This is a genomic window from Streptomyces sp. SAS_270, assembly GCF_052543295.1.
Genome location: NZ_JBMNDS010000001.1, coordinates 257205 through 284080, shown reverse-complemented (window position 1 = coordinate 284080; position 26876 = coordinate 257205). Strand labels below are relative to the sequence as shown.

The 26876-nt window shown below is 71.8% G+C and carries 24 protein-coding genes; 10 read left to right on the top strand and 14 right to left on the bottom strand.

What is annotated here, in order from left to right:
- Positions 1-428 precede the first annotated feature (428 nt).
- Both ACN6LB_RS01395 and ACN6LB_RS01390 read right to left on the bottom strand, forming a co-directional pair.
- On the bottom strand, positions 429-2771 hold the full coding sequence (locus tag ACN6LB_RS01395; RefSeq protein WP_445024181.1) for an outer membrane protein assembly factor BamB family protein: 2343 nt from the start codon (positions 2769-2771) through the stop codon (positions 429-431).
- A 181-nt stretch (positions 2772-2952) separates the two neighbouring features.
- Entirely contained in the window at positions 2953-3753 is an 801-nt protein-coding gene (locus ACN6LB_RS01390; protein ID WP_445024180.1) for a VOC family protein, read from the bottom strand.
- A gap of 466 nt (positions 3754-4219) precedes the next feature.
- On the opposite strand from ACN6LB_RS01390, the gene ACN6LB_RS01385 reads away from it, so the two are divergent.
- Positions 4220-4867: a TetR family transcriptional regulator gene (locus ACN6LB_RS01385; RefSeq protein ID WP_445024179.1), complete on the top strand. Its 648-nt coding sequence runs from the start codon at positions 4220-4222 to the stop codon at positions 4865-4867.
- 83 nt (positions 4868-4950) lie between these two features.
- On the opposite strand, the gene ACN6LB_RS01380 is transcribed toward ACN6LB_RS01385, so the two are convergent.
- The gene (locus tag ACN6LB_RS01380; RefSeq protein WP_356144416.1) at positions 4951-5403 is read right to left on the bottom strand and encodes an Lrp/AsnC family transcriptional regulator; all 453 of its coding nucleotides are present in this window, start codon (positions 5401-5403) and stop codon (positions 4951-4953) included.
- 88 nt (positions 5404-5491) lie between these two features.
- Between ACN6LB_RS01380 and ACN6LB_RS01375 the strand changes: the two genes are divergently transcribed.
- Complete coding sequence (locus ACN6LB_RS01375) at positions 5492-6112, top strand: LysE family translocator (protein ID WP_445024200.1); 621 nt, start codon at positions 5492-5494, stop codon at positions 6110-6112.
- Between the two features lie 37 nt (positions 6113-6149).
- Here the strand turns inward: ACN6LB_RS01375 and ACN6LB_RS01370 are convergent, their stop codons facing one another.
- Positions 6150-6632 carry a nitroreductase family deazaflavin-dependent oxidoreductase gene (locus ACN6LB_RS01370; RefSeq protein WP_356144420.1) on the bottom strand — a complete coding sequence of 161 codons (483 nt, stop codon included), beginning with the start codon at positions 6630-6632 and terminating at the stop codon, positions 6150-6152.
- A complete protein-coding gene (locus ACN6LB_RS01365; protein WP_445024178.1) occupies positions 6632-7945 on the bottom strand; it encodes an acyl-CoA dehydrogenase family protein in 1314 nt (437 codons plus the stop codon). The genes ACN6LB_RS01370 and ACN6LB_RS01365 overlap by 1 nt, the downstream gene beginning before the upstream one ends.
- A 118-nt stretch (positions 7946-8063) precedes the next feature.
- Between ACN6LB_RS01365 and ACN6LB_RS01360 the strand changes: the two genes are divergently transcribed.
- Complete coding sequence (locus ACN6LB_RS01360; RefSeq protein WP_445024177.1) at positions 8064-9248, top strand: thiolase C-terminal domain-containing protein; 1185 nt, start codon at positions 8064-8066, stop codon at positions 9246-9248.
- A gap of 84 nt (positions 9249-9332) precedes the next feature.
- Entirely contained in the window at positions 9333-10001 is a 669-nt protein-coding gene (locus ACN6LB_RS01355; RefSeq protein WP_445024176.1) for a pyridoxine/pyridoxamine 5'-phosphate oxidase, read from the top strand.
- Between the two features lie 127 nt (positions 10002-10128).
- On the opposite strand, the gene ACN6LB_RS01350 is transcribed toward ACN6LB_RS01355, so the two are convergent.
- The 3 genes from ACN6LB_RS01350 to ACN6LB_RS01340 are packed head-to-tail and all read right to left on the bottom strand — an operon-like array spanning position 10129 to position 11641.
- Entirely contained in the window at positions 10129-10770 is a 642-nt protein-coding gene (locus ACN6LB_RS01350; protein ID WP_445024175.1) for a GNAT family N-acetyltransferase, read from the bottom strand.
- Positions 10770-11195 (bottom strand): Zn-ribbon domain-containing OB-fold protein, encoded by a 426-nt coding sequence (locus ACN6LB_RS01345; protein ID WP_445024174.1) that lies wholly within the window; start codon positions 11193-11195, stop codon positions 10770-10772. The genes ACN6LB_RS01350 and ACN6LB_RS01345 overlap by 1 nt, the downstream gene beginning before the upstream one ends.
- Positions 11192-11641 (bottom strand): DoxX family protein, encoded by a 450-nt coding sequence (locus ACN6LB_RS01340; RefSeq protein WP_356144432.1) that lies wholly within the window; start codon positions 11639-11641, stop codon positions 11192-11194. The genes ACN6LB_RS01345 and ACN6LB_RS01340 overlap by 4 nt, the downstream gene beginning before the upstream one ends.
- 250 nt (positions 11642-11891) lie before the next feature.
- On the opposite strand from ACN6LB_RS01340, the gene ACN6LB_RS01335 reads away from it, so the two are divergent.
- The 3 genes from ACN6LB_RS01335 to ACN6LB_RS01325 all read left to right on the top strand — a co-directional run bounded on the left by ACN6LB_RS01335 (position 11892) and on the right by ACN6LB_RS01325 (position 16589).
- A complete protein-coding gene (locus ACN6LB_RS01335) occupies positions 11892-13100 on the top strand; it encodes a flavin-containing monooxygenase (protein WP_356144434.1) in 1209 nt (402 codons plus the stop codon).
- A 191-nt stretch (positions 13101-13291) separates the two neighbouring features.
- Positions 13292-15517 carry an acetate--CoA ligase family protein gene (locus ACN6LB_RS01330; RefSeq protein WP_445024173.1) on the top strand — a complete coding sequence of 742 codons (2226 nt, stop codon included), beginning with the start codon at positions 13292-13294 and terminating at the stop codon, positions 15515-15517.
- Positions 15518-15869: 352 nt separating this feature from the next.
- Entirely contained in the window at positions 15870-16589 is a 720-nt protein-coding gene (locus tag ACN6LB_RS01325) for an enoyl-CoA hydratase/isomerase family protein (protein ID WP_445024199.1), read from the top strand.
- Positions 16590-16650: 61 nt separating this feature from the next.
- On the opposite strand, the gene ACN6LB_RS01320 is transcribed toward ACN6LB_RS01325, so the two are convergent.
- Entirely contained in the window at positions 16651-17592 is a 942-nt protein-coding gene (locus tag ACN6LB_RS01320; protein WP_445024172.1) for a hypothetical protein, read from the bottom strand.
- A gap of 82 nt (positions 17593-17674) precedes the next feature.
- Between ACN6LB_RS01320 and ACN6LB_RS01315 the strand changes: the two genes are divergently transcribed.
- On the top strand, positions 17675-18271 hold the full coding sequence (locus ACN6LB_RS01315) for a flavin reductase family protein (protein ID WP_445024171.1): 597 nt from the start codon (positions 17675-17677) through the stop codon (positions 18269-18271).
- Between the two features lie 138 nt (positions 18272-18409).
- On the opposite strand, the gene ACN6LB_RS01310 is transcribed toward ACN6LB_RS01315, so the two are convergent.
- Entirely contained in the window at positions 18410-19792 is a 1383-nt protein-coding gene (locus tag ACN6LB_RS01310) for an MFS transporter (RefSeq protein ID WP_445024170.1), read from the bottom strand.
- A 71-nt stretch (positions 19793-19863) separates the two neighbouring features.
- On the opposite strand from ACN6LB_RS01310, the gene ACN6LB_RS01305 reads away from it, so the two are divergent.
- Entirely contained in the window at positions 19864-20889 is a 1026-nt protein-coding gene (locus ACN6LB_RS01305) for a GlxA family transcriptional regulator (protein WP_445024169.1), read from the top strand.
- A gap of 16 nt (positions 20890-20905) precedes the next feature.
- Here the strand turns inward: ACN6LB_RS01305 and ACN6LB_RS01300 are convergent, their stop codons facing one another.
- The 3 genes from ACN6LB_RS01300 to ACN6LB_RS01290 all read right to left on the bottom strand — a co-directional run bounded on the left by ACN6LB_RS01300 (position 20906) and on the right by ACN6LB_RS01290 (position 24655).
- On the bottom strand, positions 20906-21955 hold the full coding sequence (locus tag ACN6LB_RS01300) for a Zn-dependent alcohol dehydrogenase (RefSeq protein WP_356144446.1): 1050 nt from the start codon (positions 21953-21955) through the stop codon (positions 20906-20908).
- A 27-nt stretch (positions 21956-21982) separates the two neighbouring features.
- Positions 21983-23131, bottom strand: a complete 1149-nt coding sequence (locus ACN6LB_RS01295; RefSeq protein ID WP_445024168.1) for an acyl-CoA dehydrogenase family protein — start codon at positions 23129-23131, stop codon at positions 21983-21985.
- Between the two features lie 597 nt (positions 23132-23728).
- On the bottom strand, positions 23729-24655 hold the full coding sequence (locus tag ACN6LB_RS01290) for an SDR family oxidoreductase (protein ID WP_445024167.1): 927 nt from the start codon (positions 24653-24655) through the stop codon (positions 23729-23731).
- A gap of 84 nt (positions 24656-24739) precedes the next feature.
- Between ACN6LB_RS01290 and ACN6LB_RS01285 the strand changes: the two genes are divergently transcribed.
- Positions 24740-25675, top strand: coding sequence for a cyclase family protein (locus ACN6LB_RS01285; RefSeq protein WP_445024166.1), 936 nt, complete (start codon positions 24740-24742; stop codon positions 25673-25675).
- Positions 25676-26249: 574 nt separating this feature from the next.
- Here ACN6LB_RS01285 and ACN6LB_RS01280 read toward each other — a convergent pair.
- Complete coding sequence (locus ACN6LB_RS01280; protein ID WP_356148520.1) at positions 26250-26750, bottom strand: ATP-binding protein; 501 nt, start codon at positions 26748-26750, stop codon at positions 26250-26252.
- Between the last annotated feature and the right edge of the window lie 126 nt (positions 26751-26876).

The following is a 26876-nucleotide window of genomic DNA, read 5'->3' as shown; positions in this document are numbered from 1 at the left end:
GCAAACCCCGGGCACCCCTTGTTTCCTTGTCACCCGGGGTTGGTGCCGGCCGGGGGTGGGTCACGCAGCCCGGCGTTTACGGGGTGCCGCTGCGCCCACCCGTGCCGCCCCTAGCGGCACGATTGCCCGCAGTAACGAGGCTTCGCCGGCCCCCCGGGGTCACACGCACCGCAGAAACGCGGCTTCGCCGGCCCCGGCCCCCGGCGTCACACACACCCGCCGCTGCTGCCGGGTGGGCAACCGCCCCCACGCACCCGCAGCCGAGTACACACGGAAGGGTCCGTGCCGGTACGTCTCTGCCCGTCGCGTAGCCGGCCCCCAGCCGAGTTTCGCCGTGCTCGACCCCCGGGCGGTACGCCCACGCGGCGACGGGCAAGACGTACCGGCACGGACCCGACCCACTACGAACCCCCCCTGCGAACCCGACGTCAAGTCGTCCGTGCCGTCCCCGTCCCCTTCTCCGCGTCAAGCGCGTACACACACCGATCCTTGCTGCAGGCGTACACAACGCCGTCCTTGACGACGGGAGCGCCGGTGATCTCGCCGCCGGTGGCCAGCTTCCAGCGCAGTCGGCCGTCGTCGGCCTTGAGGGTGTACAGGAGGTGGTCCGTGGATCCGAAGTGGATGCGCCCCTCGGCGACGGCAGGCGCGCCCACGATGTCGCCGCCCGCCTGGAAGCGCCACTTCGGCGTACCGGTGACCGCGTCCAGCGTGTACAGCCCCTTGCCGCTGCCCACGTGAACATGCCCCCCGGCAACGAGCACCGGCTCGATCGAGGCGCGCGACTCGGTGGCGATGCGCCAGCGGTCACGCCCGTCCGTGGCGTCGAGCGCGTACACCGTCCCGAGGTAGTCGGCGAGGTACACGCCACCGCCCGTCACCGCCGGCCCGGGCGCGAACGTAGGCGGACTCAGGAACACCGCGGGCGCCTCGAAGTGCCAGCGCACATGGCCGCTGGCGACGTCGACGGCCAGCACCCGCGTGCCCGCGGAGACGTACACGTACCCGTCCGGAGCCTGCGTCACCCGCACCGGCACTCCGCCGCAGGACGCCGCGTCACCGATCGGGTACGACCACCGCTCCTCCCCGGTGCGGGCCTCCAGGGCACGCAGCCGGGCGTCCTTCCAGACGTACACCGTGCCGTCGTGGACGGCGGGCCCCGCCTCCGGGGACTCGAAGTCCGTCTGGGCGCCGGAGATCTCCCACAGCTTCTGGCCGCCCGAGGCCTCCCAGGCCTGGACGCCACCACCGCGCGTACCGGTGACGACGGTGCCGCGGTCGGCCTTGAGGGAGTACACCCAGGCGTCGGTGGACAGGCGCCACAGGTCGCCGCCCTCGCGGGCGTCGAGGGCGAAGAGCGTGGGGCCGTCGGAGGCGTGGATACGGCCGTCGGCGACGGCCATGGACCAGGCGACGTCGCGCGTCTTGAAGCGGCGCCGGCCGGTGCCCACATCGAGGGCGTGGACTTCGAAGGAGGTGACGTAGACGAGGTCGCCGGCGACGGCGGGCTTGCCCCACACGTCGTTCGACATGCGGAAACGCCAGGGCCGCCAGCCGGACGCCGACTCGGAGGCCGGTGCCGGTGCGGGCACCGGGGGCGCGAGGCCGGCCACGAGGTCGGTGCCGTTGACGCCGACGCGCGGCCGGGACCAGGAGGCGGCGAGACCGGCCTCCGGAGGAGGCGCCTTCACGGCGGCGGCGCGGGCGTCGGCGACGCGCGGCCCGGGCCCGATGGGTACGGGGGCCCCGGCGAGCCGCACGGGCCCGGTGTCGGGGGCGCCGGCGGAGGAGGGGGCGTGGAAGGGCGGCGGCGGTACGTTCGCCCGGCCGCCCCCGCCGGTGCTGCGGTTCTTCGCCGGCGGACTGGCCGCGACACGGCCGCCGCGGCGCGTCTCGATCAGACCCACCGCCCGCTCGGGCAGCCACGCCGACGCCGTACCGCTGTCGTCGGAGCCGGAGCCGAAGAGGTGGGGTGCCAGCTGGGACTGGAGGTCGGCCGGGTTCGGCCGGGCGGTGGCCTCCATCTGCATACAGGACTCGATCAGCGGACGGAGTTCGTCCGGGAGTCCTTCCAGGTCAGGGCCTTCACGCAGAAGCATGAACACCGTCTCCACGGGGTTCGCCCCGTGGAAGGGCGCGTGCCCGGTGGCGGCGAAGACGAGCATGGAGCCCAGTGAGAAGACATCGCTCGCGCCGGTCACACTGCGCGAGTCCTTGGCCTGCTCGGGGGACATGTAGGCGGGCGTGCCGACGGCGACGTTCGTCATGGTCAGACGAGTGTTCGAAACGCCGGAAGCGATGCCGAAGTCGATGACACGCGGCCCGTCCTCGACGACGAGGACGTTGGACGGCTTCAGGTCGCGGTGGACGAGCCCGGCGCCATGGATGGACTGCAGCGCCTCGGCGACGCCCGCGGCGAGCCAGCGGACGGCCTGGGCCGGCATGGGCCCGCACTCATTCACTATTTCCTCTAGCGAGGGCGCGGGCACGTACGCGGTGGCCAGCCAGGGCACGGCGGCACGCGGGTCGGCGTCGACGACGGCCGCCGTGTAGAAGCCGGACACGGCACGCGCCGCCTCCACCTCGCGGGTGAAGCGGACGCGGAAGAGCTGGTCCTCGGCGAGTTCCGTCCGGACCGTCTTGATCGCCACGCGCCGCCCGGACGCCGAGCGCGCGAGATAGACCAGCCCCATGCCGCCCGCACCCAGCCGTCCCAGCACCTCGAACGGCCCGATCCGCCGCGGATCGTGCTGCGTCAGCTGATCCACCACTTGCCTGCCACCTCCCCGTACGGGCCGCGTCATCCACGTATGAACGCAGCCCAGTGCAGCGTCTCACCACCGCACCGCCATGGCGGCACGCACCCCGATTCTTCCTGGCCGCGCCACTGGTTGCGAACCAGGGGTCAGATCGGGGTGTCTAGGTACAAACCCACACTTCTTCGTACGAGGATCATCGCTGAAGTACGGCGAACGACGCCCCCTGGCTGTCCGTGACCACCGCCACTCTCCCGTAGGAGGTGTCGAAAGGCGTCGCCTGGACGCGGCCGCCGAGCCGCTGGACCGCCCCGAGGGTCTCCTCGCAGTCCTTGACGCCGAAGTGGACGAGGAAGTGGGGCGGCATCTCGGCCGGGAAGACGTCGGAGACGACGGCGCGGCCGAAGTCCGGGGTGGCGTCGGGGCCGAAGAGGGCGTCGTGGAAGAGGGTGCCGTAGAAGCGGTCGACGGTGGCCGTGTCGCGGGCGTAGAGCTCGGCCCAGCAGAAGGTGCCGCGAACGTGGCGCCGCCCGAAGCCGGTGTGGGTGCCGGGCTGCCACAGCCCGAAGACGGCGCCTTCGGGGTCGGCGGCGAGCACGGTGGTGCCGAGCCGGTCGACGGGCAGGGGCGCCATGATCACCTGGCCGCCCGCCGCCCCGATCCGGCGGGCGAGCGCGGTGGCGTCGGGGGCCGCGAAGTACACGGTCCAGACGGTGGGCATACGGCCGTCGTGCTTGGGGGCGAGGGCGGCGACGGGCTGCCCGTCGAGATACGCCCAGGCGGAGGAGCCGTACGCCTCCTCGAAGGTCCACCCGAAGAGCTCACCGTAGAAGCGCTTGCCCGCTTCGACGTCGGCAAGCTGGGCGTCGACCCAGCAGGGGACGCCTTCGGCGAAGGGGGCAGGTGCGCCACTTGCGTCCGGCGCCCGGTTCGCGGCCGACGCCGGGCTGCCGCCGGGGGCCGCGCTCGCCACCGGTACCGGGCTGTCGCCGGGCACACCGTTCCTCCCGGGCGCCGGACTGTCGCCGGGCGTACGGCCCGTCACCGGTCCCGGCCTGTCGTCAGGCGCACCGTTCCTCCCGGGCGTCGGACTGTCGCCGGGCGCACCGCCCGTCACCGGTCCCTGCCGGTCGTCAGGCGCACCGTTCCTCCCAGGCGTCGGACTGTCGCCGGGCGCACCGCCCGTCACCGGTCCCTGCCGGTCGTCAGGCGCACCGTTCCTCCCGGGCGCCGAGCTGTCGCCGGGCGCACCCTTCGTCACCGGCTCCGGACTGTCGTCCGATGCACCGTGCGTCACCGGTGCCGGTTCGTCGCCCGGGGCACCGTTCTTGTCGGATGCGGCGGATGCCGTGGGTTCGGCCATGCGGCCAAGCTAATGGCCTCTCACGCATCCCGCAGAGCAGGCGCACCCCATTTGCAGTCGGCCGAATCGCGCTCCGATCACCCCTCGGTAAGCTGACGGCATGACAGGACAAGTGCGTACCGTCGATGGCCGCGTGGCCGGACGGCGTGGGCAGGCGACCCGGCAGAAGCTGCTCGACTGCCTCAGCGAAATGCTCAGCTCTTCGCCCTACCGGGACGTCAAAGTCATTGATGTCGCCCGGAAGGCGGGCACTTCACCCGCGACCTTCTACCAGTACTTCCCGGACGTCGAAGGCGCCGTCCTGGAGATCGCCGAGCAAATGGCCGCGGAGGGCGCCGGGTTGACCCAGTTGCTCGCGGGCCGCTCGTGGGTCGGCAAGGCCGGATGGCAGACCTCCCAGGAACTCGTGGACGGATTCCTGGAGTTCTGGCGCAAGAACGACGCGATCCTGCGGGTCGTCGATCTGGGCGCCGCCGAGGGCGACAAGCGGTTCTACAAGATCCGCATGAAGATCCTGAACTCGGTGAACAACTCCCTTACGGACACGGTCACCGAGCTCCAGGCCAAGGGCAAGGTCGACAAGGACGTGAACCCGGCGGCGATGGCCGGTTCGCTCGTTGCGATGCTCGCCGCGGTGGCCTCGCATCAGAAGGGCTTCCAGACGTGGGGCGTCAAACAGGCTGAACTCAAGCCGAACCTGGCACTGTTGGTGCATCTGGGTGTCACGGGCAAGAAGCCTACGAAGTAACTCCCCGTTCACCGGCCCCCACTCCTGTCATGCAGGCGGCAGTCCACCCTGGTGGACTGCCGCCTGCTGCGCTGTGCCGGTGACTACACGGGCAGTGGCCGATCGGCGACGACATGCTTCATCACCAGCGTGGACGTCAGCCGCTGTACGCCCGGAAGGGTCGCGAGCCGCTCGTCGTAGAGCCGTTGGAAGGCGGCGAGGTCGGCGGTGGCGACGCGCAGCAGGTAGTCGGGCTCCCCGAAGAGCCGTTCCGCGTCCAGCACGTGCGGGATCTCGGCGAGGGCGCGTTCGAAGTCGGCGACGGTGTCCCGGTCCTCCTGGCGCATCGAGACGAAGACGAGGGCCTCGAAGGTCAGACCGAGCGCGGCGGGGTCGACGACGGCCCGGTAGCCGCGGATGGCGCCGGACCGCTCCAGTTCGCGCAGCCGCCGGTGGCACGGCGAGACGCTCAGCCGCACCCGCGCGGCGAGCTCGGTGACGGTCAGTCGCCCGTCCTGCTGGAGCTCGGCAAGAATTTTCTGGTCCACGACGTCCATGAGGCAGATCTTCCCTCATAACTGGCGATCAAGGGCAAACTCCGGGAACACCTTTGGCCGGATCACGCCTAATGTCCCCTTCGTGGATATGGGAACAGTGACCGCCTTCCTCGCGCTCGACCTGCTGCTGGTGTGCGTGCCGGGCGCCGACTGGGCGTACGTGATCACGGCGGGTCTGCGCGGCCGCTCGGTCCTTCCGGCGGTGCTGGGTCTGGTCGCCGGGTACGCGGGGCACACGCTGCTGGCGGTGGCCGGGCTGTCGGTGCTGGTGGCGGGGTCACCGGCGCTGCTGACGGCGCTCACCGTGGCGGGCGCCGGCTATCTGGTGTGGCTGGGGTGGGGCGTACTGCGCCGGCCGCCTGTCGCGCCGGGCGCGGCGGACGGGACGCCGCCCGCGTCCCCCACCCGTACCTTCCTGCGCGGCGCCGGCATCAGCGGTCTCAATCCCAAGGGCCTGCTGCTCTACCTCTCGGTCATGCCGCAGTTCCTCGTCACCACCGGTGCGCGCGTTCCCGTCGCCGCTCAGACCGCCGCGCTCGGCGCGGTCCACATGGCCAACTGCGCCGCCGTCTACCTCACCGTCGGCCTGCTCGCCCGTGCCGTTCTGCATGCGCGCCCGACCGCGGCGCGCGCCGTGGTCCGCACCTCCGGGGCGGCCATGCTGGGCATCGGCGGCTTCCTGCTGGTCGAGCAGCTCGCCGCCCTCTGAGGCGCTGAAGACCGACGGAGCGTGCCGGGCGGCGTGCTCATCGTCGTACCACCCTGAACAGCCGGATCTGCCGGTCGATCCGGGCCTGATACGTGGCGTACGGCGGCCAGAACGCCAGCGCCGCCTTCCAGGCCTCCGCCCGTTCCTCCCCCTCCAGGAGCCGGGCCGTGACGGGGACGTCCGCCCCTTTCCAGCTGATGTCGGCGTCGGGGTGGGCGATGAGGTTGCCGGTCCAGGCCGGGTGGTCGGTGCGCCCGAAGTTGGACCCGATGAGGAGCCAGCCGCCACCCTCCTCCGGCATGCAGGCCAGAGGCGTACGCCGGGGCAGTCCGCTCTTGGCACCGCGCGCCGTGAGGATGACGCCGGGCAGCATCTGGGCGCTGAGCAGCACCTTTCCGCGGGTCACCCGGTGGACGGCGCGGTCCAGGGCCGGGATGAGATGCGGGGCGACCTTGGCGAAGGTGCGCGTGGAGGACACCTTCTGCACGAACCGGACCCCCAGCGGCGCACGTGCGGCCATCACACCACCACCTCCCCGTCGAAGAGCCGCGTCGCGTCCGCCGCGTACGCCCGCAGCCGGTGCACGGGCCCGAAGAGCAACTCGTCGCCGGCGGCCCGCTTGAAGTACAGATGGGCCTCGTGCTCCCAGGTGAAGCCGATGCCGCCGTGCAGCTGGATCGCTTCGGAGGCGGCGGTGCGCAGCGCCTCCAGCGCCTGCGCGAGGGCGAGCGCACCCACGCGCTGTTCCCCGGCCCCAGCATCGGACCCGGCATCGGATCCGGACCCGGCCCTGGCCTCGGCCCCGGCATCGGATCCCGCTCCGGTCCGGGTCCCGGCGGCCCACGCCGCGTAGTACGCCGCCGACCGTGCCGCCTGCACCTGCACGTACACGTCCGCGAGCCGGTGCTTCACCGCCTGGAAGGACCCGATCGGCCGCCCGAACTGCTCCCGCTGCTTGACGTACTCGACGGTCCGCTCCAGCGCGCGGTCCGCCGCGCCGACGGCCTCGGTGGCGAGTACGGCGGCGGCGGTGTTCCCGACCGCGGCGAGCGCGCCGGACACGTCCGAGCCCTCCCTCTCCCCCAGCAACTCGGCCTCCACGTCCCGCATTTCGATGCGCGCCTGCGGTCGTGTCTCGTCGAGGGCGGTCTGCCGCACCCGGACAAGACCGCCGTCCGACCGCTCACGACGGTTTCGATGCTCACGGCCCTCCCGGCCCTCCCGGCTGTCCCGTACGAGGAACAGCAGCGTCCGCGAGCGAGCGAACCCTCCTGTGTGGGCGGCCACCACAAGTACGTCCGCGCTATGTCCGTCGAGCACCTGTGCCGCCTGCCCATAGAGGCGCCAGACACCTTCGACCTGCCGGGCCTGTACGCCGCCGGCCCGCCCGCCGCCCGCCCAGTCCCCGTGGTTGTCGCCGACCAGGCCGAGGGCGGTGGCGAGGCCCGCGCCCGGCACGGCGAGGGCGGCGGTCAGTTCGCCGGAGGCGAGGAGGGGGAGCAGTTCGGAGCGCTGGGACTCGGTGCCGAGGGCCAGGATCAGCGGGGCGGCGAGGACCGCGGTGGAGAGGAGCGGGGAGGGGGCGAGGGCGCGGCCCGACTCCTCGCAGGCGAGCGCGAGTTCGGTGACCGAGCAGCCGACTCCGCCGTACGCCGTCGGGAGAGCGAGGCCGGGCAGGCCGAGTTGACCGGCGAGCGACTCCCACAGCACCGGGTCGTATCCGGCGGGCGTGCGGACGGCGGCACGCACCTCCTCCGGGCCGGAGCGTTTGAGCAGCAACTCCCGTACGGTCCGGCGGATCTCGTCCTGTTCGGCGGTGAAGCGGGCGTCCATGGCGCACTCCTTCGGAACTGACGGCGCGTCATATTAGGACGGGGGTCGGCAGATGCACAGAGCCGCGACGCCACGACGCCCTCCCGGAGGCAACCGCATCTGATGTACCGTCAGATTTATGACTGCTGCTCCGGGGAACCGCAAGGTGGCTGTGGTGGGCGCCTCCCTCTCCGACTGCGGCCGCGTGGACGAGGCGACCCCGTACGCCCTGCACGCGCAGGCCGCCCGCCGGGCCCTGGCGGACTCGGGCCTCGACCGCTCGGTGGTCGACGGCTTCGCGTCGGCGGGCCTGGGCACGCTGGCCCCCATAGAAGTGGCCGAATACCTGGGTCTGAAGCCCATGTGGGTCGACTCCACCTCTGTCGGCGGCTCCACCTGGGAGGTCATGGCCGCCCACGCGGCGGACGCGATCGCCGCGGGCCACGCGAACGCCGTCCTGCTCGTCTACGGCTCCACCGCCCGCGCCGACATCAGAGCGGGCCGCCGCACCGGCAACCTGTCCTTCGGCGCCCGCGGCCCGCTCCAGTTCGAAGTGCCGTACGGCCACAGCCTGATCGCGAAGTACGCGATGGCCGCGCGCCGCCATATGCACGAGTACGGCACGACGCTTGAGCAGCTCGCCTCGGTGGCCGTCCAAGCGCGCGCGAACGCGGCGACGAACCCGGAGGCGATGTTCCGGGACCCGCTCACCGTCGACGACGTCCTGTCCGGCCCGATGATCGCGGACCCCTTCACCAAGCTGCACTGCTGCATCCGCTCCGACGGCGGCGCGGCGGTGCTGCTGGCGGCCGAGGAGTACGTACGGGACTGCCGCACGGCACCGGTGTGGGTCCTCGGCACCGGCGAGCACGTCTCGCACGCGAGCATGTCGGAGTGGGACGACTTCACCGTGTCCCCGGCGGCGGTCAGCGGGCGGCTGGCGTTCGCGCGGGCCGGGCTGCGGCCGCAGGAGATGGACTTCGCCGAGATCTACGACGCGTTCACGTACATGACGCTGGTGACGCTGGAGGACCTCGGCTTCTGCGCGAAGGGCGAGGGCGGCGCCTTCGTGGAGAAGGGCCGCCTCCTGGTCGACGGCGGTGAACTCCCGGTCAACACCGACGGAGGCGGCCTGTCGGCCCAACACCCCGGCATGCGGGGCCTGTTCCTGCTGGTGGAGGCCGTACGGCAACTGCGGGGCGAGGCGGGCGAGGGGCGGCAGGTGCGCAGGCCGGACGGGGAGGTGCCACGGCTCGCGGTCGCGTCCGGCACGGGGGGATGGTTCTGCTCGTCGGGGACGGTGGTGCTGGGGCGGGACGGTTGACCCCGGGGCCCCGGGAGTCCGGGAGTCCGGGACCCCGGGAGTCCGCGGCGCGGCTGCGCCGGACCCGGGAGCGATACTCATGGCATGGGAACCGATCTTCACGAGTTGCTCAGGTCGCTGCGGGTGTGGGACTCCGAGGTCACCGACCTGCCCGCGTTCGACCCGGAGACCGCGCCCGGGGAACCCCTGGCCCTCTTCGGGCGATGGTTGGCCGAGGCCGTGGCGGCGGGCCAGCCCGAGCCGCACACGATGTCGCTGGCGACGGCGGACGCGGACGGGTCGCCGGACGTCCGCACGGTGATGCTGCACGGCGCCGACGACGAGCACGGCTGGTCGTTCGCGAGCCACTCGACCAGCCGCAAGGGACGACAGCTGGCCACCCGCCCCCACGCGGCGCTCGGTTTCTACTGGCCCGCGCAGGGCCGCCAGATCCGCGTCCGGGGCCCGGTCACGACCGCGCCGCCCGAGCAGAGCCAGGCCGATCTGCACGCCCGCTCGACGGGAGCGCTGGCGGCGGCCCTGGTCGGCCACCAGAGCGAAGTCCTTGGCTCGGTCGAGGAGTTGGGCAGGGCCTCGCAGGCGGCCTGGGACCGCGCCCGGCACGAGCCGGACGCCCCGGTCCCGACATGGACCCTGTACCACCTGCGCCCGGTCGAGGTCGAGTTCTTCCAGGGAGACGCCGAACGACGCCACGTCCGCCTCACATACCGCCGCACGAAGACCGGCTGGGCCGGCGAACTGCTGTGGCCGTGACCGAGTACATGGCAGGGGTGTGACCGGGGCACTCAGCAGTCACCAGCAACCACAAGCACGGCGCCTTCGACCCCCTTGAAGTCCTCGGCCTTTCGCGTGACGAGCCGCGGACCCCTCACCGAGGCAATCACGGAGACGAAGGTCGGCCCCCGCCCCCGCGCTCCACCGCCGGCTCCGCATCCCCCGCGATCCGCGCATGGAGATGCGCGTCCCGGAACGCGTCACTCCGTCCTGCCTCGAACATCGCGCCCCGCCTCGTCCCTTCGTAGCGGAACCCGCAGCCCTCGGCGACGCGGCAGGACACGTGGTGGCCGACGGCGTGGTTCAGTTCCAGGCGGTTCAGGCCGAGGTCGGTGAGGGCGAAGCGGGCGGCCAGGGTCAGGGCGCGGGTGGCGACGCGGCGGCCTCGGGACTCGGGGAGCACCCAGTAGCCGATGTGGGCGAGGCGTACGGCGGGGTTGATGTCGTTGATGCCGACGTGCCCCAGGATCTCTCCGGTCGCCGCGTCCGTGATCCGGAAGGAGGCGCCGCTTCCGGTCATGTCTTCACGGAACCTTGCTCGCAACGCTTCCCGGACGCCGTCGAAGTCCCCCATCGGCTTCAGCGGTGTGTTCCAGCGCTGGAACTCCGGATCGAGACAACCACGCAGCCATGCCTCCACGTCGGCGTCGGACTCCGGGTCCCAGCGGCGCAGGCGCAGGCCGTGACCGTGCAGCTCGTGGGTGGGCAGGGTCAGGGGCTTGTCGTCCGTGTCCTCACCATCGGTCATCAGCCCATTGAACCGCGCGGCCGGAACACCGGCACCGTGATCTCCTGCGTCCCCTCCCCCGCCCCCCGGAACCTCACCTCCAGGCCCATCCCGATCCGCAGCGACCCCTCCTCGCACTCGACGACCTCGGTCATCATGCGGGGGCCTTCGTCGAGGTCGACGACGGCGGCGACGTACGGGACACGCTTGTCGAAGGGTGGGAGGTCGTTGCGGTGGACGACGGACCAGGTGTAGAGCGTGGCGCGGCCGCTCGCCCGCTCCCAGGTGACGTTCTCGCTCCAGCAGTGGGGGCAGAACTCGCGGGGGTAGTGGTGGGCGCGGCCGCAGGCGGCGCAGCGGCGCAGCAGGAGGTGACCCTCCGCCGCCGCCTGCCAGTAGGGGCGGGTGAAGGCGTCCGCCTCCGGTACGTCGAAGCGCGCGCTCATGTGAACAACCCCAGCGCGCTGTCCAGCGACCAGGTCTGCCAGGACATCCCGAACAGGGCGACGGCCGAGATCAGCGCCATCATCGAGTTCTGCCCCTGCTCGGCCCAGTCGTGGATCATGAGGACTAGGTAGAGGAGGTTGAGGAGGAGGCCGCCGATCAGGGCGACGGGGGTGAGGAGGCCGGCGATCAGGCCGAGGCCCAGGGCGAGTTCGGCGTAGAGGACGACGTACGCCATCGTCCGCGGGCGCGGCTTGACGACCACGTCGAAGCCGCTGCGCACCGCGTTCCACCGGTGCTTGGCGGCGACGTCCGCCGCCCACCCGATCCCGCTGCCCTCGAACCAGCTCTTCTTGTCCTTGTGCCGCCAGCTCTCCAGCCACCACAGCCCGAGCCCGATGCGGAGCACGGCCAGCCATTGCGCACCGGTGAGCCAGATCGTGTCCATGCGCGGAGCCTCCCGTGCCTCGGCCTTCGGTCGCCGCAGAGATCTGACGGTACGTCAGTTCAGCGTACGGAGGGACGCCCGCGCAAGAGGCGTACAGGAGCCGTATCCCCCGCGTCCCCCACACTCCCCGCACAACCAGGCCGCCTACGCCACCGGCCCCACCCACTCCTCCTACAGCCGTGATCAGTTCGCAACCGATTCCGGTCTTGACCGAGACCTATCAAGTCAGGACGTGATTACGCTCGCGCTCATGGCCGACTCGACTGCTTCCCCGACACACCGCGCGGTGCCGTCCCACGAAGACCGCCCCGTGTACGTCATCGGCGGCGGCCCCGGCGGACTCTCCGCGGCCCACGCCCTGCGCGCGCAGGGCATACGCGCGGTCGTCCTGGAGAAGTCGGACCGGGTCGGGGCGTCCTGGCGGCGTCACTACGACCGGCTCCATCTGCACACCACGCGCCGGCTGTCCGCACTGCCCGGCCTGCCGATGCCGCGCTCCTTCGGGCGGTGGGTGTCGCGCGACAACGTGGTGCGTTACCTGGAGAAGTACGCCGAGCACCATGAGCTGGACGTCGTCACCGGCGTCGAGGTCTCACGGATCGAGCCCGCCTCGGACGGCAGCGGCTGGCTGCTGCACGCCACCGGCGGCCGCGAGCTGACCGGCAGCGCGGTGGTCGTCGCCACCGGCTACAACCACACGCCGCACGTACCCGACTGGCCCGGCCGCGACGCCTACACCGGCGAGCTGCTGCACGCCGGCGAGTACCGCAACGCGAAGCCCTACGCCGGCCGCGACGTCCTTGTCGTCGGCATCGGCAACACCGGCGCCGAGATCGCCGTCGACCTCGTCGAGGGCGGCGCCTCGCGCGTGCGGCTCGCGGTGCGCACGGCGCCGCACATCGTGCGCCGCTCGACGGCCGGCTGGGCCGCCCAGTTCACCGGCATCCTCGTACGGCGCCTGCCCGTCCGGCTCGTCGACCGCCTCGCCGGGCCGATGGCGAAGCTCAGTGTCCCGGACCTGGCGGCCCAGGGGCTGCCCCGCCCCGAGACCGGCCTCTACTCGCGTGTCAACGAGGGCTCGATCCCGGTGCAGGACGTCGGCCTCATCGATGCCGTGCGCAAGGGCAGCGTCGAGATCGTGGCCGCCGTCGACGGCTTCGAGGACGGCAAGGTGGTCCTCGCCGACGGCAGCCGCATCGGCCCCGAAGCCGTCATCGCCGCCACCGGCTACGAGCGCGCACTGGAGGGCGTCGTCGGGCACCTCGGCGTGCTCGACGGGCGGGGCCGCCCCGTCGTGCACGGCGCCCGCTCCCCGAGGAACGCGCCCGGTCTCTACTTCACCGGCTTCACCAACCCCATCAGCGGAATGTTCCGCGAACTCGCCCTCGACGCCGAGAAGATCGCCAAGGCGGTGGCCCGGCACGCCAGGGCGGCCCGGAAGTCCTCGGCCTCGCACTGACGGCCACTGGCTGAATCCCGGGGTCTGGTTCGCGGACAGCCGTCCCCCGAGTTCCTCACGCGCCCACGGCGGGTACCAACCAGGTGCCCGCCGCACGTCTTTGCGTGCACAGCTGTTCCTGACACGGTGTCAGTTCCCTTAATCTGACACTGCGTCAGTTAATTGGCTGTCACACAGGAGCGGGCGGACCGATGCTTGGATCAACCCACGGCACCCTCACCACCGACTCCCGCCGGGCCCGGGTCATCGCCTGCGGCGAGCAGCCCTCACCGGTCGTGCACGGCCGACCGGCCGAGGTGGACGACCTCGACGTCAGCGGACGACCGCTGTACGCCACCGTCCCCGATCTGGACCGGTTCTTCCGTCCCGAGTCCGTGGCCGTCATCGGCGCCTCGGACGCCGAGGGGCGGCCGAACACCGGCATCACCAGGCAGTTGATCGCCTGGGCCGAGCGGGTCGGCGCCCGGCTGCACCCGGTGCACCCCACGCGACCGTCCGTCTTCGGCATACCGTGCCTCCCTTCCGTGGCCGACCTGCCTGAGCAGGTGGACTTGGCCGTACTCCTTGTCGCCGACCCGCTCCCCGTCATCGAGGAACTGGCCGAGGCCAAGGTGAAGTTCGCGGTCGCCTTCGCCTCCGGGTTCGCCGAGACCGGGACGGAGGGCGCCGCCGCGCAGGAGCGGCTCGCCGCCGCCGTCCGCCGCTCGGGCCTCAGACTGCTCGGGCCCAACACCAACCTCAACGCCTTCGAGAACTTCCGGGACGACCTCGACGGCCCGGCCATCGCGCTGATCACCCAGTCCGGGCATCAGGGGCGCCCGGTCTTCGCGATGCAGGAGCTGGGCGTGCGCCTCTCGCACTGGGCGCCCACGGGCAACGAAGCCGACCTGGAGACCTCCGACTTCATCTCCTACTTCGCCGAGCAGCCCGAGGTCGGCGCGATCGCCTGCTACGTCGAGGGTCTCAAGGACGGCCGCTCCTTTCTGCTCGCCGCCGACCGGGCCGCCCGCCGCGGCGTCCCCGTCGTCGCGGTCAAGGTCGGCCGCACCGACACCGGCGCCCGGACCGCCGCCTCACACACCGGCAAGCTGACCGGCGCCGACACGGTCGTCGACGCGGCGATGCGGCAGTACGGCGTGATCCGCGTCGACGGACTCGACGAACTCCAGGACACCGCGGCCCTGTTGGCGCGGGCCCGGCCGCCCCGCACCGACGGGGTCGTCGTCTATTCGATCTCGGGCGGCACCGGCGCGCACTTCTCGGACCTGGCGACGGAAGCGGGCCTGTCGCTGCCCGCCCTGTCCGCGGCCAAGCAGACGGAACTCCACCAGTGGATACCCGAATACCTGAACGTCGCCAACCCCGTCGACAACGGCGGGCACCCCGTGGGCGACTGGCGCGGCCGGAAGATCATCGACGCACTCCTCGACGATCCGGCCGTCGAGGTCCTGATCTGCCCGATCACCGGCCCCTTCCCGCCGATGAGCGACAAGCTCGCCCAGGATCTGGTGGACGCGGCGGAGCAGACGGACAAGCTGGTGTGCGTGGTGTGGGGGTCGCCGGTCGGCACCGAGGCCGCGTACCGCGAGACGCTGCTCGGCTCGTCCCGCGTCGCCACCTTCCGTACGTTCGCCAACTGCATCACGGCCGTACGCGCCCACCTGAACCACGCCCGGTTCACCGCCTCCTACCGCTCCCCCTTCGACGAGGCGCCCCGCACCACCTCGCCCTCCTTCCGCAAGGCGCAGGCGCTGATGCGTCCGGGGCAGCAGCTGAGCGAGCACGCGGCGAAGCAGCTGCTGCGCACCTATGGCATCCGGGTGCCGCGCGAGCAGCTCGTCACCAGCGCGGCCGCGGCGGTCCGCGCGGCGAGCCTCGTCGGCTACCCCGTCGTGATGAAGGCCTCCGGCGCGCAGATCGCCCACAAGACCGAACTCGGCCTGGTCAAGGTCCAGTTGACCTCCGCGAGCCAGGTCAGGGACGCCTATCGCGAACTGACCGACATCGCGCGCTACGAGGGGATCTCGCTCGACGGGGTGCTGGTGTGCCAGATGGTCGAGCGGGGCGTCGAGATGGTCGTGGGCGTCACGCACGACGCGCTGTTCGGGCCGACCGTGACCGTCGGGCTCGGTGGCGTCCTCGTCGAGGTGCTGCGGGATGCCGCCGTCCGCGTGCCGCCCTTCGGCGAGGACCAGGCCCGCTCCATGCTGGGCGAACTGCGCGGGCGTGCCCTGCTGGACGGGGTCCGCGGTGGCCCGCCCGTCGACATCGACGCGCTGGTCGAGGTCGTGCTGCGGGTCCAGCGCATGGCCCTCGAACTCGGTGACGACATCGCGGAGCTGGACATCAACCCGCTGATGGTGCTGCCCCGGGGGCAGGGCGCGGTGGCGCTGGACGCGATGGCGGTGTGCCGCTGAGGATCCCCGCGCGCGCCGCGGGACGCCCACCCGTCCCCGTAGATCCGTCCATCGCCCTGGAACCACCCGCCCTCGGAGGACCACCAGCCCCCGTAGACCCACCAGCCCCAACACACTCAGTACGCCCAGTGCACCCAGTACGCCCAGCACTCCCCGTAGGAAACGGAGCACCCCCATGCCCGACTCCCCTCGTGAATCCCCTGAATCCCCCGAATCACCGGAATCACCGGAATCACCGGAATCACCTGAACCAGCTGAATCCCCCGCTCCTCCCGAAAAGTCCCTCGACTCATTGATACGGCACGGCACTGACAACGCCGTCTCGTGGATCACGCTCAACCGCCCCGAGGCGATGAACGCCCTGACCTGGGACCAGCGGGAACGCGTGATCGCGCTGCTCGCGGCCGCGTCCGCCGACCCGGATGTGCGGGCCGTCGTGATCACGGCGACGGGCCGGGGTTTCTGCGCGGGCGCGGACCTGCGGGGGGCCCAGTCGAGCGGCGACCGTGTCGCCGGTGACGTCGCCCGGACCATCCGTCTCGGCGCCCAGCGCCTGATCGCCGCCGTCCTCGACTGCGAGAAGCCGGTGATCGCCGCCGTGAACGGCACGGCGGCCGGGATCGGCGCGCATCTCGCGTTCGCCTGCGACCTCGTCCTGGCGGCCGAACCGGCCAGGTTCATCGAGGTGTTCGCGCGCCGCGGCCTGGTCCCGGACGGCGGTGGCGCGTATCTCCTGCCCCGCCTCGTCGGACCGCAGCGCGCCAAGGAGCTGATGTTCTTCGGTGACGCGCTCACCGCCGTGGACGCCGAACGCCTCGGCCTCGTCAACCGCGTCGTCCCCGCCGAGGACCTGGAGAAGACGGCCCGCGAGTGGGCCGAGCGCCTCGCCACCGGCCCGACCCGCGCCCTCGCCCTCACCAAACAGCTGGTCAACGCCTCCCTCGACGCCGACCGCGGCACGGCCTTCGCCGCGGAGGCAGCCGCCCAGGAGATCAACATGACGACGGCGGACGCCAACGAGGGCGTCGCGAGCTTCGTGGAGAGGCGGAGCCCACGCTACGAGGGGCGCTGAACCAGCCGTCGACGCCGGCCTCGGCGAGGACCTGCGCGACGCAGAAGCCGGAGCCCGCGCGTCAGCCCCGCTTCAGAATGCGCACGTCACCCGAATCGGGATCGCCGATCAGGACGAACAGTTCGGGGTCGTTCTCCGTGCCGCCGATCGCCCAGGCCTCGTCTCCGCAGCGGTCGACGCTGAGCAGGACGCCGGCGCGCCCGTAGAACTCGTCGTGATCGCGCGTCCAACTGCCGCTCCCGCCGCAGCTCCTGGCGTCGGGCCCGTCCTCCCCGCCGGCGGTGTACGGCACGCCCGTGAGGTCGGCCCGCCCGTCGCGGTGCAGGTGCAGTACGGCTCCGTCCTCGCCCAGCCAGACCCCGCTGAGCTGCGCAGCCGACAGCTTCGGCGGCTCGTACTCCACGATGAGCCCGCTGACCGTGGCGACCACCCCGCCGCCGAGGACCAGCATCGCGAGGGCGAAGGAGGCGAGCACCGGCCACAGGAGCCAGGCCCACCCGCCGCGCGGCGCCCGCCCCATCGTCCGCTGCCATCGGCGGACGTGCCGGACGCCGAGCGCGGGCAGCACCCCGAAGGCCACGAACAGCCCGGCCGTGACAGGGAACGACCAGCCGCCGAGTACGGCCGTGATCGCGCCCCAGACCGCCCCGAGCACTCCCACCCCCGCCGGCTGCCAGAGCCACTCGGGCCCCCGCAGGCGTCGCGCCGCGAGACCCGCGAGCGTGGTCGCGGGCATGGTGCAGGCGACCGCGTGCAGCAGGCCCAGGACGGCGGCGACCGGCGGCCCGAGGACGAGCGTGCACAGCAGCCCGGCGGCGGCGAGGGCGCCAGTGGCCCCCACGGCGTAGTCGTCACCGCCCAGCGTGGTGAGCCACCAGAGCGCGACGGCCGCCGGAAGCTGCGCCGCACAGACGGCCACGGCCGTGTTCAGCTCGGCCTTCGGCCAGTTCAGCCAGGCCGGACGGATGCTCGCAGGCTCCCGTGCGACTTCTCCCCACCCCATGGCGCGGAGCGTACGCCGAGGCTGTGCGGGGCCTGTACAGGGGTTCCAATCTGACGACGCGTCAGCTTCAATGGGCGATGTGATGGGACACGCAGGGATGGCGGCCGCCGCCGTCCGCTACCTCAGGTCGGCCGGAACCCCCACCGCGGCGGGGCCCGTGGAGCCGTTGCCACGCCCCGACCTGCGGGCGGTCGGCGACGACGAGCGGGCACCGGTGGACCCGACCGAATTCCGGCGCGTCCTCGGGAACTTCGCGACCGGCGTGACGGTGATCACCGCGCCCGGCGCGGACGGTCCGGCGGGCTTCGCCTGCCAGTCCTTCGCCTCCCTCTCCCTCGAACCACCGCTGGTCTGCTTCATGGTCGGCCGTACGTCGACGACCTGGCCGCGGATAGCACGGGCGGGCGTCTTCTGCGTGAACGTGCTCGGCGCCCACCAGGGCGAGCTGTGCCGCGGCTTCGCGGTGAGCGGCTCGGACAAGTTCGCCGGGGTCGCGCACGACCCGGCTCCCGCCTCCGGTTCGCCGCGTCTCGCGGGCGCCGCCGCGTGGATCGACTGCACCATCCACGCGGTGCACACCGGCGGGGACCACCTGATCGTGGTGGGCCGGGTGGACGCGCTCGGCACGGGCGACGACGACGTGGCGCCCCTGCTGTTCCACAAGGGGAGCTTCGCCTGAGCCACCTCCGCGAGGCCGCCACGGCCGGACCGAGGATCGTCCGAGCCCCTGCCGAACCGAGGATCGCCCGAGCCCCTGCCGAACCGAGGATCGCCCGAGCCCTTGCCGGGCCGAGGATCGTGCCGGACCGACGGCCCTCTAAGCCGCCGCCGGGCTGAGAGCCGTCGGCCTCCGCCGGATCACCAGCGCCATCAGTGCCGCCGCCGCGCACAGCGCGCCCGCGCCGTACCAGACCACGTTGTACGAGCCGAAGGTGTCCCGCGCGACGCCGCCGAGGAAGGCGACGAGGGCGGCGCCGACCTGGTGCGAGGCGAGGACCCAGCCGAAGACGATGGCGCTGTCGTCGCCGTACTGCTCGCGGCACAGGGCCAGGGTGGGCGGGACCGTGGCGACCCAGTCGAGGCCGTAGAAGACGATGAAGAAGATCATCGGGGGGTGCACGCTCGCCCCGCTCGACTGCAGGAGAAGCGGCAGGAAGAGCAGCGAGATGCCGCGCAGCGAGTAGTACACGGCAAGCAGGCGGCGCGGTTCGAAGCGGTCGGTGAACCAGCCGGAGGCGACGGTTCCGACGACGTCGAAGACGCCGATGACCGCAAGGAGCGAGGCGGCCGCCGTGATGGGCATGCCGTGGTCGTGGGCGGCGGGCACGAAGTGCGTCTGGACCAGGCCGTTCGTGGAGGCGCCGCAGATCGCGAAGGTGCCGGTCAGCAGCCAGAAGGGCCCGGTGCGGACGGCCGAGAAGAGGACGGTCACCGCGCGGCGGGCGGCGCCCTGGACGGGTGCGGGCTTCGGTACGAACTCCGTCGCCCCGTACGGCTTGAGGCCCACGTCCGCCGGGTGGTCGCGCAGCAGCAGCCAGACGAAGGGGACGACCGCGAGGGCGGCGAGGGCGACCGTCACGGCGGCGGGCCGCCAGCCGTGGTCCGTGACCATCCAGGACAGCAGCGGCAGGAAGATCAGCTGACCGGAGGCCGAGCCCGCCGTGAGGATGCCCGTGACCAGGCCCTTTCGCTCGGTGAACCAGCGGTTGGTGACCGTCGCCGCGAAGGCGAGCGCCATCGAGCCCGAGCCCAGGCCGACCAGCAGCCCCCAGCAGAACAGCAGTTGCCAGGCCGCTGTCATCCACACCGTGAGGCCGGAGCCGAGCGCGATCACCATCAAGGCGATCGCCACCACGCGCCGGATGCCGAACCGGTCCATCAGCGCGGCCGCGAAGGGCGCCGTGAGCCCGTAGAGCGCGAGGTTGATGGAGACCGCCGCGCCGATCGTGCCGCGCGACCAGTGGAACTCCTCGTGCAGCGGGTCGATGAACAGCCCGGGCAGCGAACGGAAGGCGGCCGCGCCGATGATCGTCACAAAGGTGACGGCGGCCACGAACCACGCTCGATGGATACGGCGTCGGCCGCGTCCCGGGGCAGCGGCGCCGGCCTCCTGACCGGCCGCGGCGGCCACATCGGCACCGTTCCCTGCCGGGTCGGTGGCTTCTCCCGCGGCGTCGGCGGCTTCGGTTGTCTGGGTCACGACACAAAGCTTCCGGGCTGCGTCCGGCCCGATCGAGTGGCCCGAAGGTCATCATTCGTTAGAATCGGGCCATGACGCCTCCGCCTTCCGCGCCGTCCGCGACCTCCACGCGCGCGTACCGCCCGCACCGGGTCGTCGTCCTCGCCCTGGACGGACTGCTTCCGTTCGAGCTGGGCATCCCGCACCGCATCTTCGGGCGGGCCAAGGACACCGAGGGGCGGCTGTTGTACGAGGTGGTCACCTGCTCGATCCGGCCGCCGGGCCCCGTCGAGACGGACGGCGACTTCGCGATCCTGGTCGAGAACGGCCCGGAGGCGCTGGCCGGCGCCGACACGGTCGTCGTCCCGGCGTCGTACGAGCTCGGCCCGGTCTTCGAGGAGGGCGTCCTCACCGGCGAACTGGCCGCCGCCCTCGCCCACATCCGCCCCGGCAGCCGGCTGGTCGCCATCTGCACCGGCGGTTACGTCCTCGCGGCCGCCGGCTACCTCGACGGGCGTCCGGCCGCCACGCACTGGGCCGACGCCGAACACTTCCAGCAGACCTTCCCGAAGATCAAGGTCGACGCCGACGTGCTGTTCGTCGACGACGGGGACGTCCTCACCTCAGCCGGTGTCGCGGCCGGTCTCGACCTGTGCCTGCATCTCGTACGCCGGGACCACGGGGCCGCCGTCGCCAACGAGGTCGCGCGCCGCACGGTCGTACCCCCGCATCGCGACGGCGGGCAGGCGCAGTACATCCAACGTCCGGTGCCCGAGCCGCAGTTGGCGACCACGACCGTCGCCCGCGCATGGGCACTGGGCCGTCTGCACGAACCGATCCAGCTGCGAGACATGGCGGACCAGGAGTCCATGTCGGTACGCACCTTCACGCGCCGCTTCCGCGAGGAGGTGGGCGTCAGCCCCGGCCAGTGGCTCACCGGGCAGCGCGTCGAAAGGGCCCGGCACCTGCTGGAGTCCAGCGACCTGTCGATCGACCAGGTGGCCCGGGACTCCGGCTTCGGCACGGCCCAGTCGATGCGGCAGCACCTGCAGGCGGCGCTCGGGGTGACGCCGACGGCTTACCGCCGCACGTTCCGGGCCCTGACCCACCGCTCGTGAGTCCCCTCTTGATGACTCAGAAGGTCAGGACGGCCCGAGCCACCCGCCCTTCGTGGGCGTCCTGGGCCGCCTTGTCGAAGTCCTCGACCGGGTACGTCGCCGTGACCAGTTCGTCGAGCATGAGGCGCCCGGCGCGGTACAGGTCGGCGTAGAGGGCGATGTCGCGCTGCGGGCGGGAGGCGCCGTAGCGGCAGCCGAGGATCGACTTGTCCAGGAAGAGCGACGAGACGAGGAAGGACGCCTCGGCGGTCGACGGCGGCACACCCAGCAGCACGGCCTGACCGTGCCGGTCGAGGAGATCGATCGCCTCACGAATCAGCTCGACGCGCCCCACGCACTCGAAGGCGTGATCGGCGCCGTGCGGCAGGACCTCCCGCACGCCCTCCACCGAGGTGAGGAAGTCCGTCGCGCCGAACTGCCGCGCCACGGCCTCCTTGGCGGGGTTGGAGTCCACTGCGACGATCTTCAGGGCGCCTGCGATCCGTGCCCCCTGGAGGACGTTGAGCCCGATGCCGCCGGTCCCGATGACGAGCACGCTGTCTCCGCGGTCGACGCGCGCACGGTTCAGCACGGCCCCGACGCCCGTCAGCACACCGCAGCCGATCAGCGCGGCGGAGGGCAGCGGAATGTCCTTCGGAATGCGGACCGCCTGCACGGCCTTCACCAACGTCCGTTCGGCGAAAGCCGAGTTGGCGGCGAACTGGTACAGCGGCTGCCCGCCCCGGGAGAACGGCTGCTGCGGCCTGCCGATCGCCTGGCGGCACATCGTCGGCCGCCCCCGGTCGCACTCGGCGCACGCGCCGCAGTTGGCGAGCGTGGACAGCGCGACATGATCCCCCGGCCGGACATGGGTGACACCCACACCCACCGCTTCCACGACCCCCGCACCCTCATGGCCCAGCACCACAGGAACGGGGAAAGGTATGGTCCCGTCCACCACGGACAGATCGCTGTGGCAGAGCCCGGCCGCGGAGATGGCGACCTGCACCTCGCCGGGACCGGGGTCCCGTATCTCCAGATCGTCCACGACCTGGGTCTGCTTCCCGTCGAAGATCACGCCTCGCATCGCGCCAGCTCCCTTTCCTTCCCCGGACTATGCCCGGGGTTCCTTAGGCAGGCCGAGCACGCGCTCGGCGATGATCGTGCGCTGGATCTCGTCCGAGCCGCCGTAGATCGTGTCGGCCCGGCTGAAGAGGAACAGGTGCTGGAACGCGTCGAGTTCGTACGGCGCCGCAGCCGACCAGTCGGCGGGCCCCACCGCCGCGTCGGCGCCCCGCACCTGCACGGCCAGCTCGCCCAGCCGCCGGTGCCAGCCGCCCCACAGCAGCTTCGCGACGCTCGGGGCGCCAGGCCTGTCGGCGCCCGAACTCCCCAGCGTGCGCAGGGAGTTCCACCGCATGGTGCGCAGCTCGGCCCACAGCCGCACCAGCCGCTCCCGTACGACGGGGTCATCGGCAGCCCCCGTTGCAACCGCTGCCTCAACGACTTCCCTCAACTCCTCGGCGAACCCGACCTGTTGGGCAAGGGTCGAGACCCCCCGCTCGAAGCCCAGCAGGCTCATGGCCACGCGCCACCCGTCGCCCTCACTCCCGACGACATGCTCGGCCCTCGCCTGCGCCCCGTCGAAGAACACCTCGTTGAAGTCGCTCGTGCCGGTCAGCTGACGGATGGGCCGCACCTCGATGCGGCCGGGCTGGTCCATCGGGACGAGCAGGAACGAAAGGCCCTGGTGGCGGGGGGCGTCCGGCCGGGTGCGGGCCAGGACGAAGCACCAGTCCGCTTCGTGGGCGAGGGAGGTCCAGATCTTCTGGCCGGTGATCCGGTACGACTCCCCGTCCTTCACCGCGGCGGTGCGTATGCCTGCCAGGTCGGAGCCTGCGCCGGGTTCGCTGTAGCCCTGGCACCACAGTTCCTCGCCGCGGGCGATCGGGGGCAGGAACCGGGCCTTCTGCTCCGCGGTTCCGTGCGCGAGGAGCGTGGGCGCCAGCAGCTTCTCGCCGATGTGCCCCGAGCGGGCGGGGGCCTTCGCCCGGGCGTACTCCTCGGCCCACACCACCTGCCGGGTCAGATCCAACCGGCGGTTGCCGTACCCCTCCTCCTCCCACCCGAGCCCTATCCACCCGGCCCGCCCCAGTTCCCGCTCCCACCCCCGCCGGTCCTGCCCCCCTCCGGCGTGCTCCTCCAACCACCTCCGCACCTCACCCCGAAACACCTCATCCTCAACCCCGAACCCAAACTCCACGCCAACCACCTCCACGACCCTCCACCCAACGTCTCGCCTCCGCCCCCGGGGTGGGTGGGCAAACCCCTCTCACCCCTTTGTTTGAACGCTCACCCCGGGTGGGTGGGCAAACCCCGGGCACCCCTTGCTCCCTTCGCACCCGGCGCGGGCACCGGCCGGGGCTGGGTCACGCAACTCGGCGCTTACGAGGCGCCGCTGCGCCCACCCGTACCGCCCCTAGCGGCACGATTGCCCGCAGAAACGCAGCTCCGCCGACCACCCGGCGCCACACGCACCACCGCAGCGTGGGTGGGCAGCCGCCCCTAGCTCCACGCCCGCCCGCAGTGACGCGGCTTCGCCGGCCACCTGGCGCCACACACCCGCCGCTGCTGGGTGGGCAGCCGCCTCTAATGGCACGACTGCCCGCAGTGACGCGGCTACGTCGGCCCCCGCCTCCCCCGCACCCGCAGTGAAGCGGCAGCCGCAAGCCCCCACGCACCCGCAGTCGCCGTACGCACGGACCCGACCCACCCACCGGCCCCCACGCGAACGGCGCCCACGCCAGCAGCCGGCACGGACCCGACCCACACCGCACCCCGCGACAGGCGCCCCGCCAGATCACGTTCCGCCACCCCCAGCCCGCCTCTCCGCCGCAGCCCGCCCCATAGCCTCCACCTGCTCAAGCAACGGCATCGGATCCACCCCCACCGTCCCCGGAAGGAAGTCCGCGATCCGCTCCGGTGTCCAACCGGACGACGGCGCGTACGCAGCCCGCACCTCCCGCGGCTGCGCCCACACCGCGATCTTCGGCCCGGCCACGGTGTACACCTGCCCGGTGATGCCCATCCCCTCCGAGCGCGCACGATCGGACAGCAGGTACACGACCAGCGCGGCAACGTCCTCCGGCTCGCCGATCTCCTTCAGCTCCATGGGAACGTTCGCCGACATCCGCGTACGCGCCACGGGGGCGACGGCGTTGGCGGTGACCCCGTACTTGTGCAGCCCCAGCGCGGCACTGCGCACGAGCGAGATGATCCCGCCCTTCGCCGCGCTGTAGTTGGCCTGCGACACGGACCCCTGATGGTTGCCGCTGGTGAACCCGATCAACGTGCCGGACCCCTGCTTCCGCATCACCGCCGACGCCGCCCGGAACACGGTGAACGTGCCCTTCAGGTGCGTGGCGATCACGGGGTCCCACTCCTCCTCGGACATGTTGAACAGCATCCGCTCGCGCAGGATCCCGGCGACGCACACGACTCCGTCGATCCGCCCGTACGTCTCGGTCGCCACGTCGACGACCCGCTGCCCGCCGGCCATGGTGGAGATGTCGTCGGCGACGGCGACGGCCTCGCCGCCGGACGCGAGGATCTCCTTCACCACCTCGTCGGCGACCGAACTGGTGGGCGCGGCGCCGTCGATGGACACGCCGTAGTCGTTGACGACGACGCGCGCGCCCTCGGCCGCCGCGGCCAGGGCGACCGCCCGGCCGATGCCACGCCCGGCCCCCGTCACGGCGACGACCTTGCCTGCCAAGAAGTTCCCCACGCCCGGCCCCTTCCCGCGGTTTCTGACGGACCGTTAGATTTTATGACCCGTCAGATACCTGGAGACAAGCCCCGGGGAGTACTCATGTCAGTGCCGACGCTGCGACCGGAGTTCCACGACATCGCCAAGCGCGTGAACAACTGGGGCCGTTGGGGCGCCGACGACGAGATCGGAACCCTGAACCTGATCACGGACGACGTCGTACGGGAGGCGGCCCGCACGGTGCGCACCGGGCGCCGCATCCCGCTGGCTCTCCCCCTCCAGCAGGACGGGGTGCAGACGGGGATGATCCCGGGCCGGGTGAACCCGCTGCACTCCATGGTGCAGATCAACCAGGAACTCTTCGGCCCGGGCACCGTGGCGTGCAGCGACGACCTGGTGACCATGGGGCTGCAGGCGGCCACCCACTGGGACGCGCTCACGCACGTCTCGCACTCGGGGAAGATCTACAACGGCCGCCCGGCCGCCACGATCACCCCGCACGGCGGCGCCGAGTTCAGTGGCATGGACAAGCCGCGCCACATCGTCTCGCGCGGCGTCCTGCTGGACGTGGCCCGCGCCCGCGGCGAGCACCGGCTCGACGGCGCTCATGCCGTGACGCCCGAAGACCTGGACGCGGCCCAGGAGTTGGCGGGCACGCGCGTGCGGTCCGGCGACATCGTCCTCGTACGGACCGGGCAGATCCAGGTGTATCTGGCGGGCGACAAGCAGGGGTACGGCTATCCCTCACCGGGCCTGTCGATCCGTACGCCTGAGTGGTTCCACGCCCGCGACGTCGCGGCGGTCGCGAACGACACGCTCACCTTCGAGATCTTCCCGCCGGAGATCGAGGACCTGTGGCTGCCGGTGCATGCGCTCGACCTGGTCGAGATGGGGATGCTGCAGGGCCAGAACTGGAATCTCGAAGAGTTGTCCACAGCCTGTGGACAAGAAGGCCGCTACACGTTTCTGCTGTCGGCGATGCCCGAGCCCTTCGTCGGCGCCACGGGGACCCCGGTGGCGCCGGTGGCCATCCTCTAGGCGGAGAAGGACGGGTGGCGGCGCGCCGATTGCTCGCCCCGAGCACGGCACCGCGCGCCGCCATCCGGCTCCGGCGTACCCGCCCTGCTCCTCACTGGCCCTCAGGAGCCGACGCCGAATCGCGACCCACACTCGCCGAGGGCCTCCGTCACCGAAACCCTCGCCGTCCCCTCGCGGCGAATCGCTGAACACAAGCGTGATCAAACGGACACGCCACGTCAACACCGCTTCGAAGATTTGCCACTTATGTACGTTTTGTGGAGGCGCGTATGGAAGCACACCCCGGCGCATTCAGCCGTACCGAAGGCCACGCATTCGGAGTTCTTGCATACATGCACAAAACGGCGCAACGGCACCCGAGCCCGCCTCGCGCCGAGCTCGCACCGACCCGCGACGCACGCGGCCGGAACTAGGGGGTGTTTTGAAAGTCCTGTGCGGTGCCCGCGGTGTTCGGTGCGTGCCCTCGGCGTGCCGGACGAAGGCCCTCGTACTGGACGTACTTGGGGCTTCGGCCGGTGCGGCGAGGGTGCGTGCCGGGCGCCGTGGGTGCTGTGCGGGACTTTTAAAACACCCCCTAGACCGCCTCGTACGCCAGATCCCCATAGGCGCCCGCCGTCATCCCGGCTCGGTATCCCGCACCCGTCGCACTCTCCGGCGGCGTACAGCGGTCCACCTCGCACCAGATGCTCTTGCCGGCACCCTCGATGTTCCAGCCCCAGCGGTCGGCGAGGCCGTCGACGAGTTCCAGGCCGCGCCCGTTGGTCTCGTCGCCGTCCGCGTGCCGGGGCGCCGGCGGACAGGCGCTGGAGTCGATGACCTCCAGGCGGACCATGCCGGGGACCGCACCGGAGGCATCGCCCGGGACGCCGGTCAGCAGCAGCCGCACCACGGCCGGACAGCCGGTGTGCACCACGGCGTTGGTGACCAGTTCGGAGACGAGCAGGATCAGCGTCTCGGCGAGCGGCTCATCGGCCCCTATCCCGGACCCGGCGAGCCGCGAACGGGCCCACCTCCGGGCTCGCCCCACCTCTGCGGGGTCGGGCCTGATCTCCAGCTGCACTTGAAGCACCTGCACCGCTCACACCATCCGAACCGGCGGACACATCGCCTCGCGCCTCACAAGGGCCACGATCGTAGCCATTTTCTGCATGGCCAGAACAAGGATCACGGAAAGTGATTCCCTTGCGAGACAGCATGGTTG

Excerpts from the sequence above, each read along its gene's own strand:
- ACN6LB_RS01360 (WP_445024177.1), top strand. The coding sequence starts at position 8,064 with ATGACTGCTGCTCCGGGGAACCGCAAGGTGGCTGTGGTGGGCGCCTCC.
- ACN6LB_RS01375 (WP_445024200.1), top strand. The coding sequence starts at position 5,492 with ATGGGAACAGTGACCGCCTTCCTCGCGCTCGACCTGCTGCTGGTGTGC.
- ACN6LB_RS01285 (WP_445024166.1), top strand. The coding sequence starts at position 24,740 with ATGTCAGTGCCGACGCTGCGACCGGAGTTCCACGACATCGCCAAGCGC.
- ACN6LB_RS01370 (WP_356144420.1), bottom strand. The coding sequence starts at position 6,632 with ATGGCCGCACGTGCGCCGCTGGGGGTCCGGTTCGTGCAGAAGGTGTCC.
- ACN6LB_RS01300 (WP_356144446.1), bottom strand. The coding sequence starts at position 21,955 with ATGCGAGGCGTGATCTTCGACGGGAAGCAGACCCAGGTCGTGGACGAT.
- ACN6LB_RS01340 (WP_356144432.1), bottom strand. The coding sequence starts at position 11,641 with ATGGACACGATCTGGCTCACCGGTGCGCAATGGCTGGCCGTGCTCCGC.
- ACN6LB_RS01385 (WP_445024179.1), top strand. The coding sequence starts at position 4,220 with ATGACAGGACAAGTGCGTACCGTCGATGGCCGCGTGGCCGGACGGCGT.
- ACN6LB_RS01305 (WP_445024169.1), top strand. The coding sequence starts at position 19,864 with ATGACGCCTCCGCCTTCCGCGCCGTCCGCGACCTCCACGCGCGCGTAC.
- ACN6LB_RS01335 (WP_356144434.1), top strand. The coding sequence starts at position 11,892 with ATGGCCGACTCGACTGCTTCCCCGACACACCGCGCGGTGCCGTCCCAC.
- ACN6LB_RS01350 (WP_445024175.1), bottom strand. The coding sequence starts at position 10,770 with ATGACCGATGGTGAGGACACGGACGACAAGCCCCTGACCCTGCCCACC.
- ACN6LB_RS01330 (WP_445024173.1), top strand. The coding sequence starts at position 13,292 with ATGCTTGGATCAACCCACGGCACCCTCACCACCGACTCCCGCCGGGCC.
- ACN6LB_RS01320 (WP_445024172.1), bottom strand. The coding sequence starts at position 17,592 with ATGGGGTGGGGAGAAGTCGCACGGGAGCCTGCGAGCATCCGTCCGGCC.
- ACN6LB_RS01380 (WP_356144416.1), bottom strand. The coding sequence starts at position 5,403 with ATGGACGTCGTGGACCAGAAAATTCTTGCCGAGCTCCAGCAGGACGGG.
- ACN6LB_RS01355 (WP_445024176.1), top strand. The coding sequence starts at position 9,333 with ATGGGAACCGATCTTCACGAGTTGCTCAGGTCGCTGCGGGTGTGGGAC.
- ACN6LB_RS01365 (WP_445024178.1), bottom strand. The coding sequence starts at position 7,945 with ATGGACGCCCGCTTCACCGCCGAACAGGACGAGATCCGCCGGACCGTA.
- ACN6LB_RS01345 (WP_445024174.1), bottom strand. The coding sequence starts at position 11,195 with ATGAGCGCGCGCTTCGACGTACCGGAGGCGGACGCCTTCACCCGCCCC.
- ACN6LB_RS01315 (WP_445024171.1), top strand. The coding sequence starts at position 17,675 with ATGGGACACGCAGGGATGGCGGCCGCCGCCGTCCGCTACCTCAGGTCG.
- ACN6LB_RS01325 (WP_445024199.1), top strand. The coding sequence starts at position 15,870 with ATGAACGCCCTGACCTGGGACCAGCGGGAACGCGTGATCGCGCTGCTC.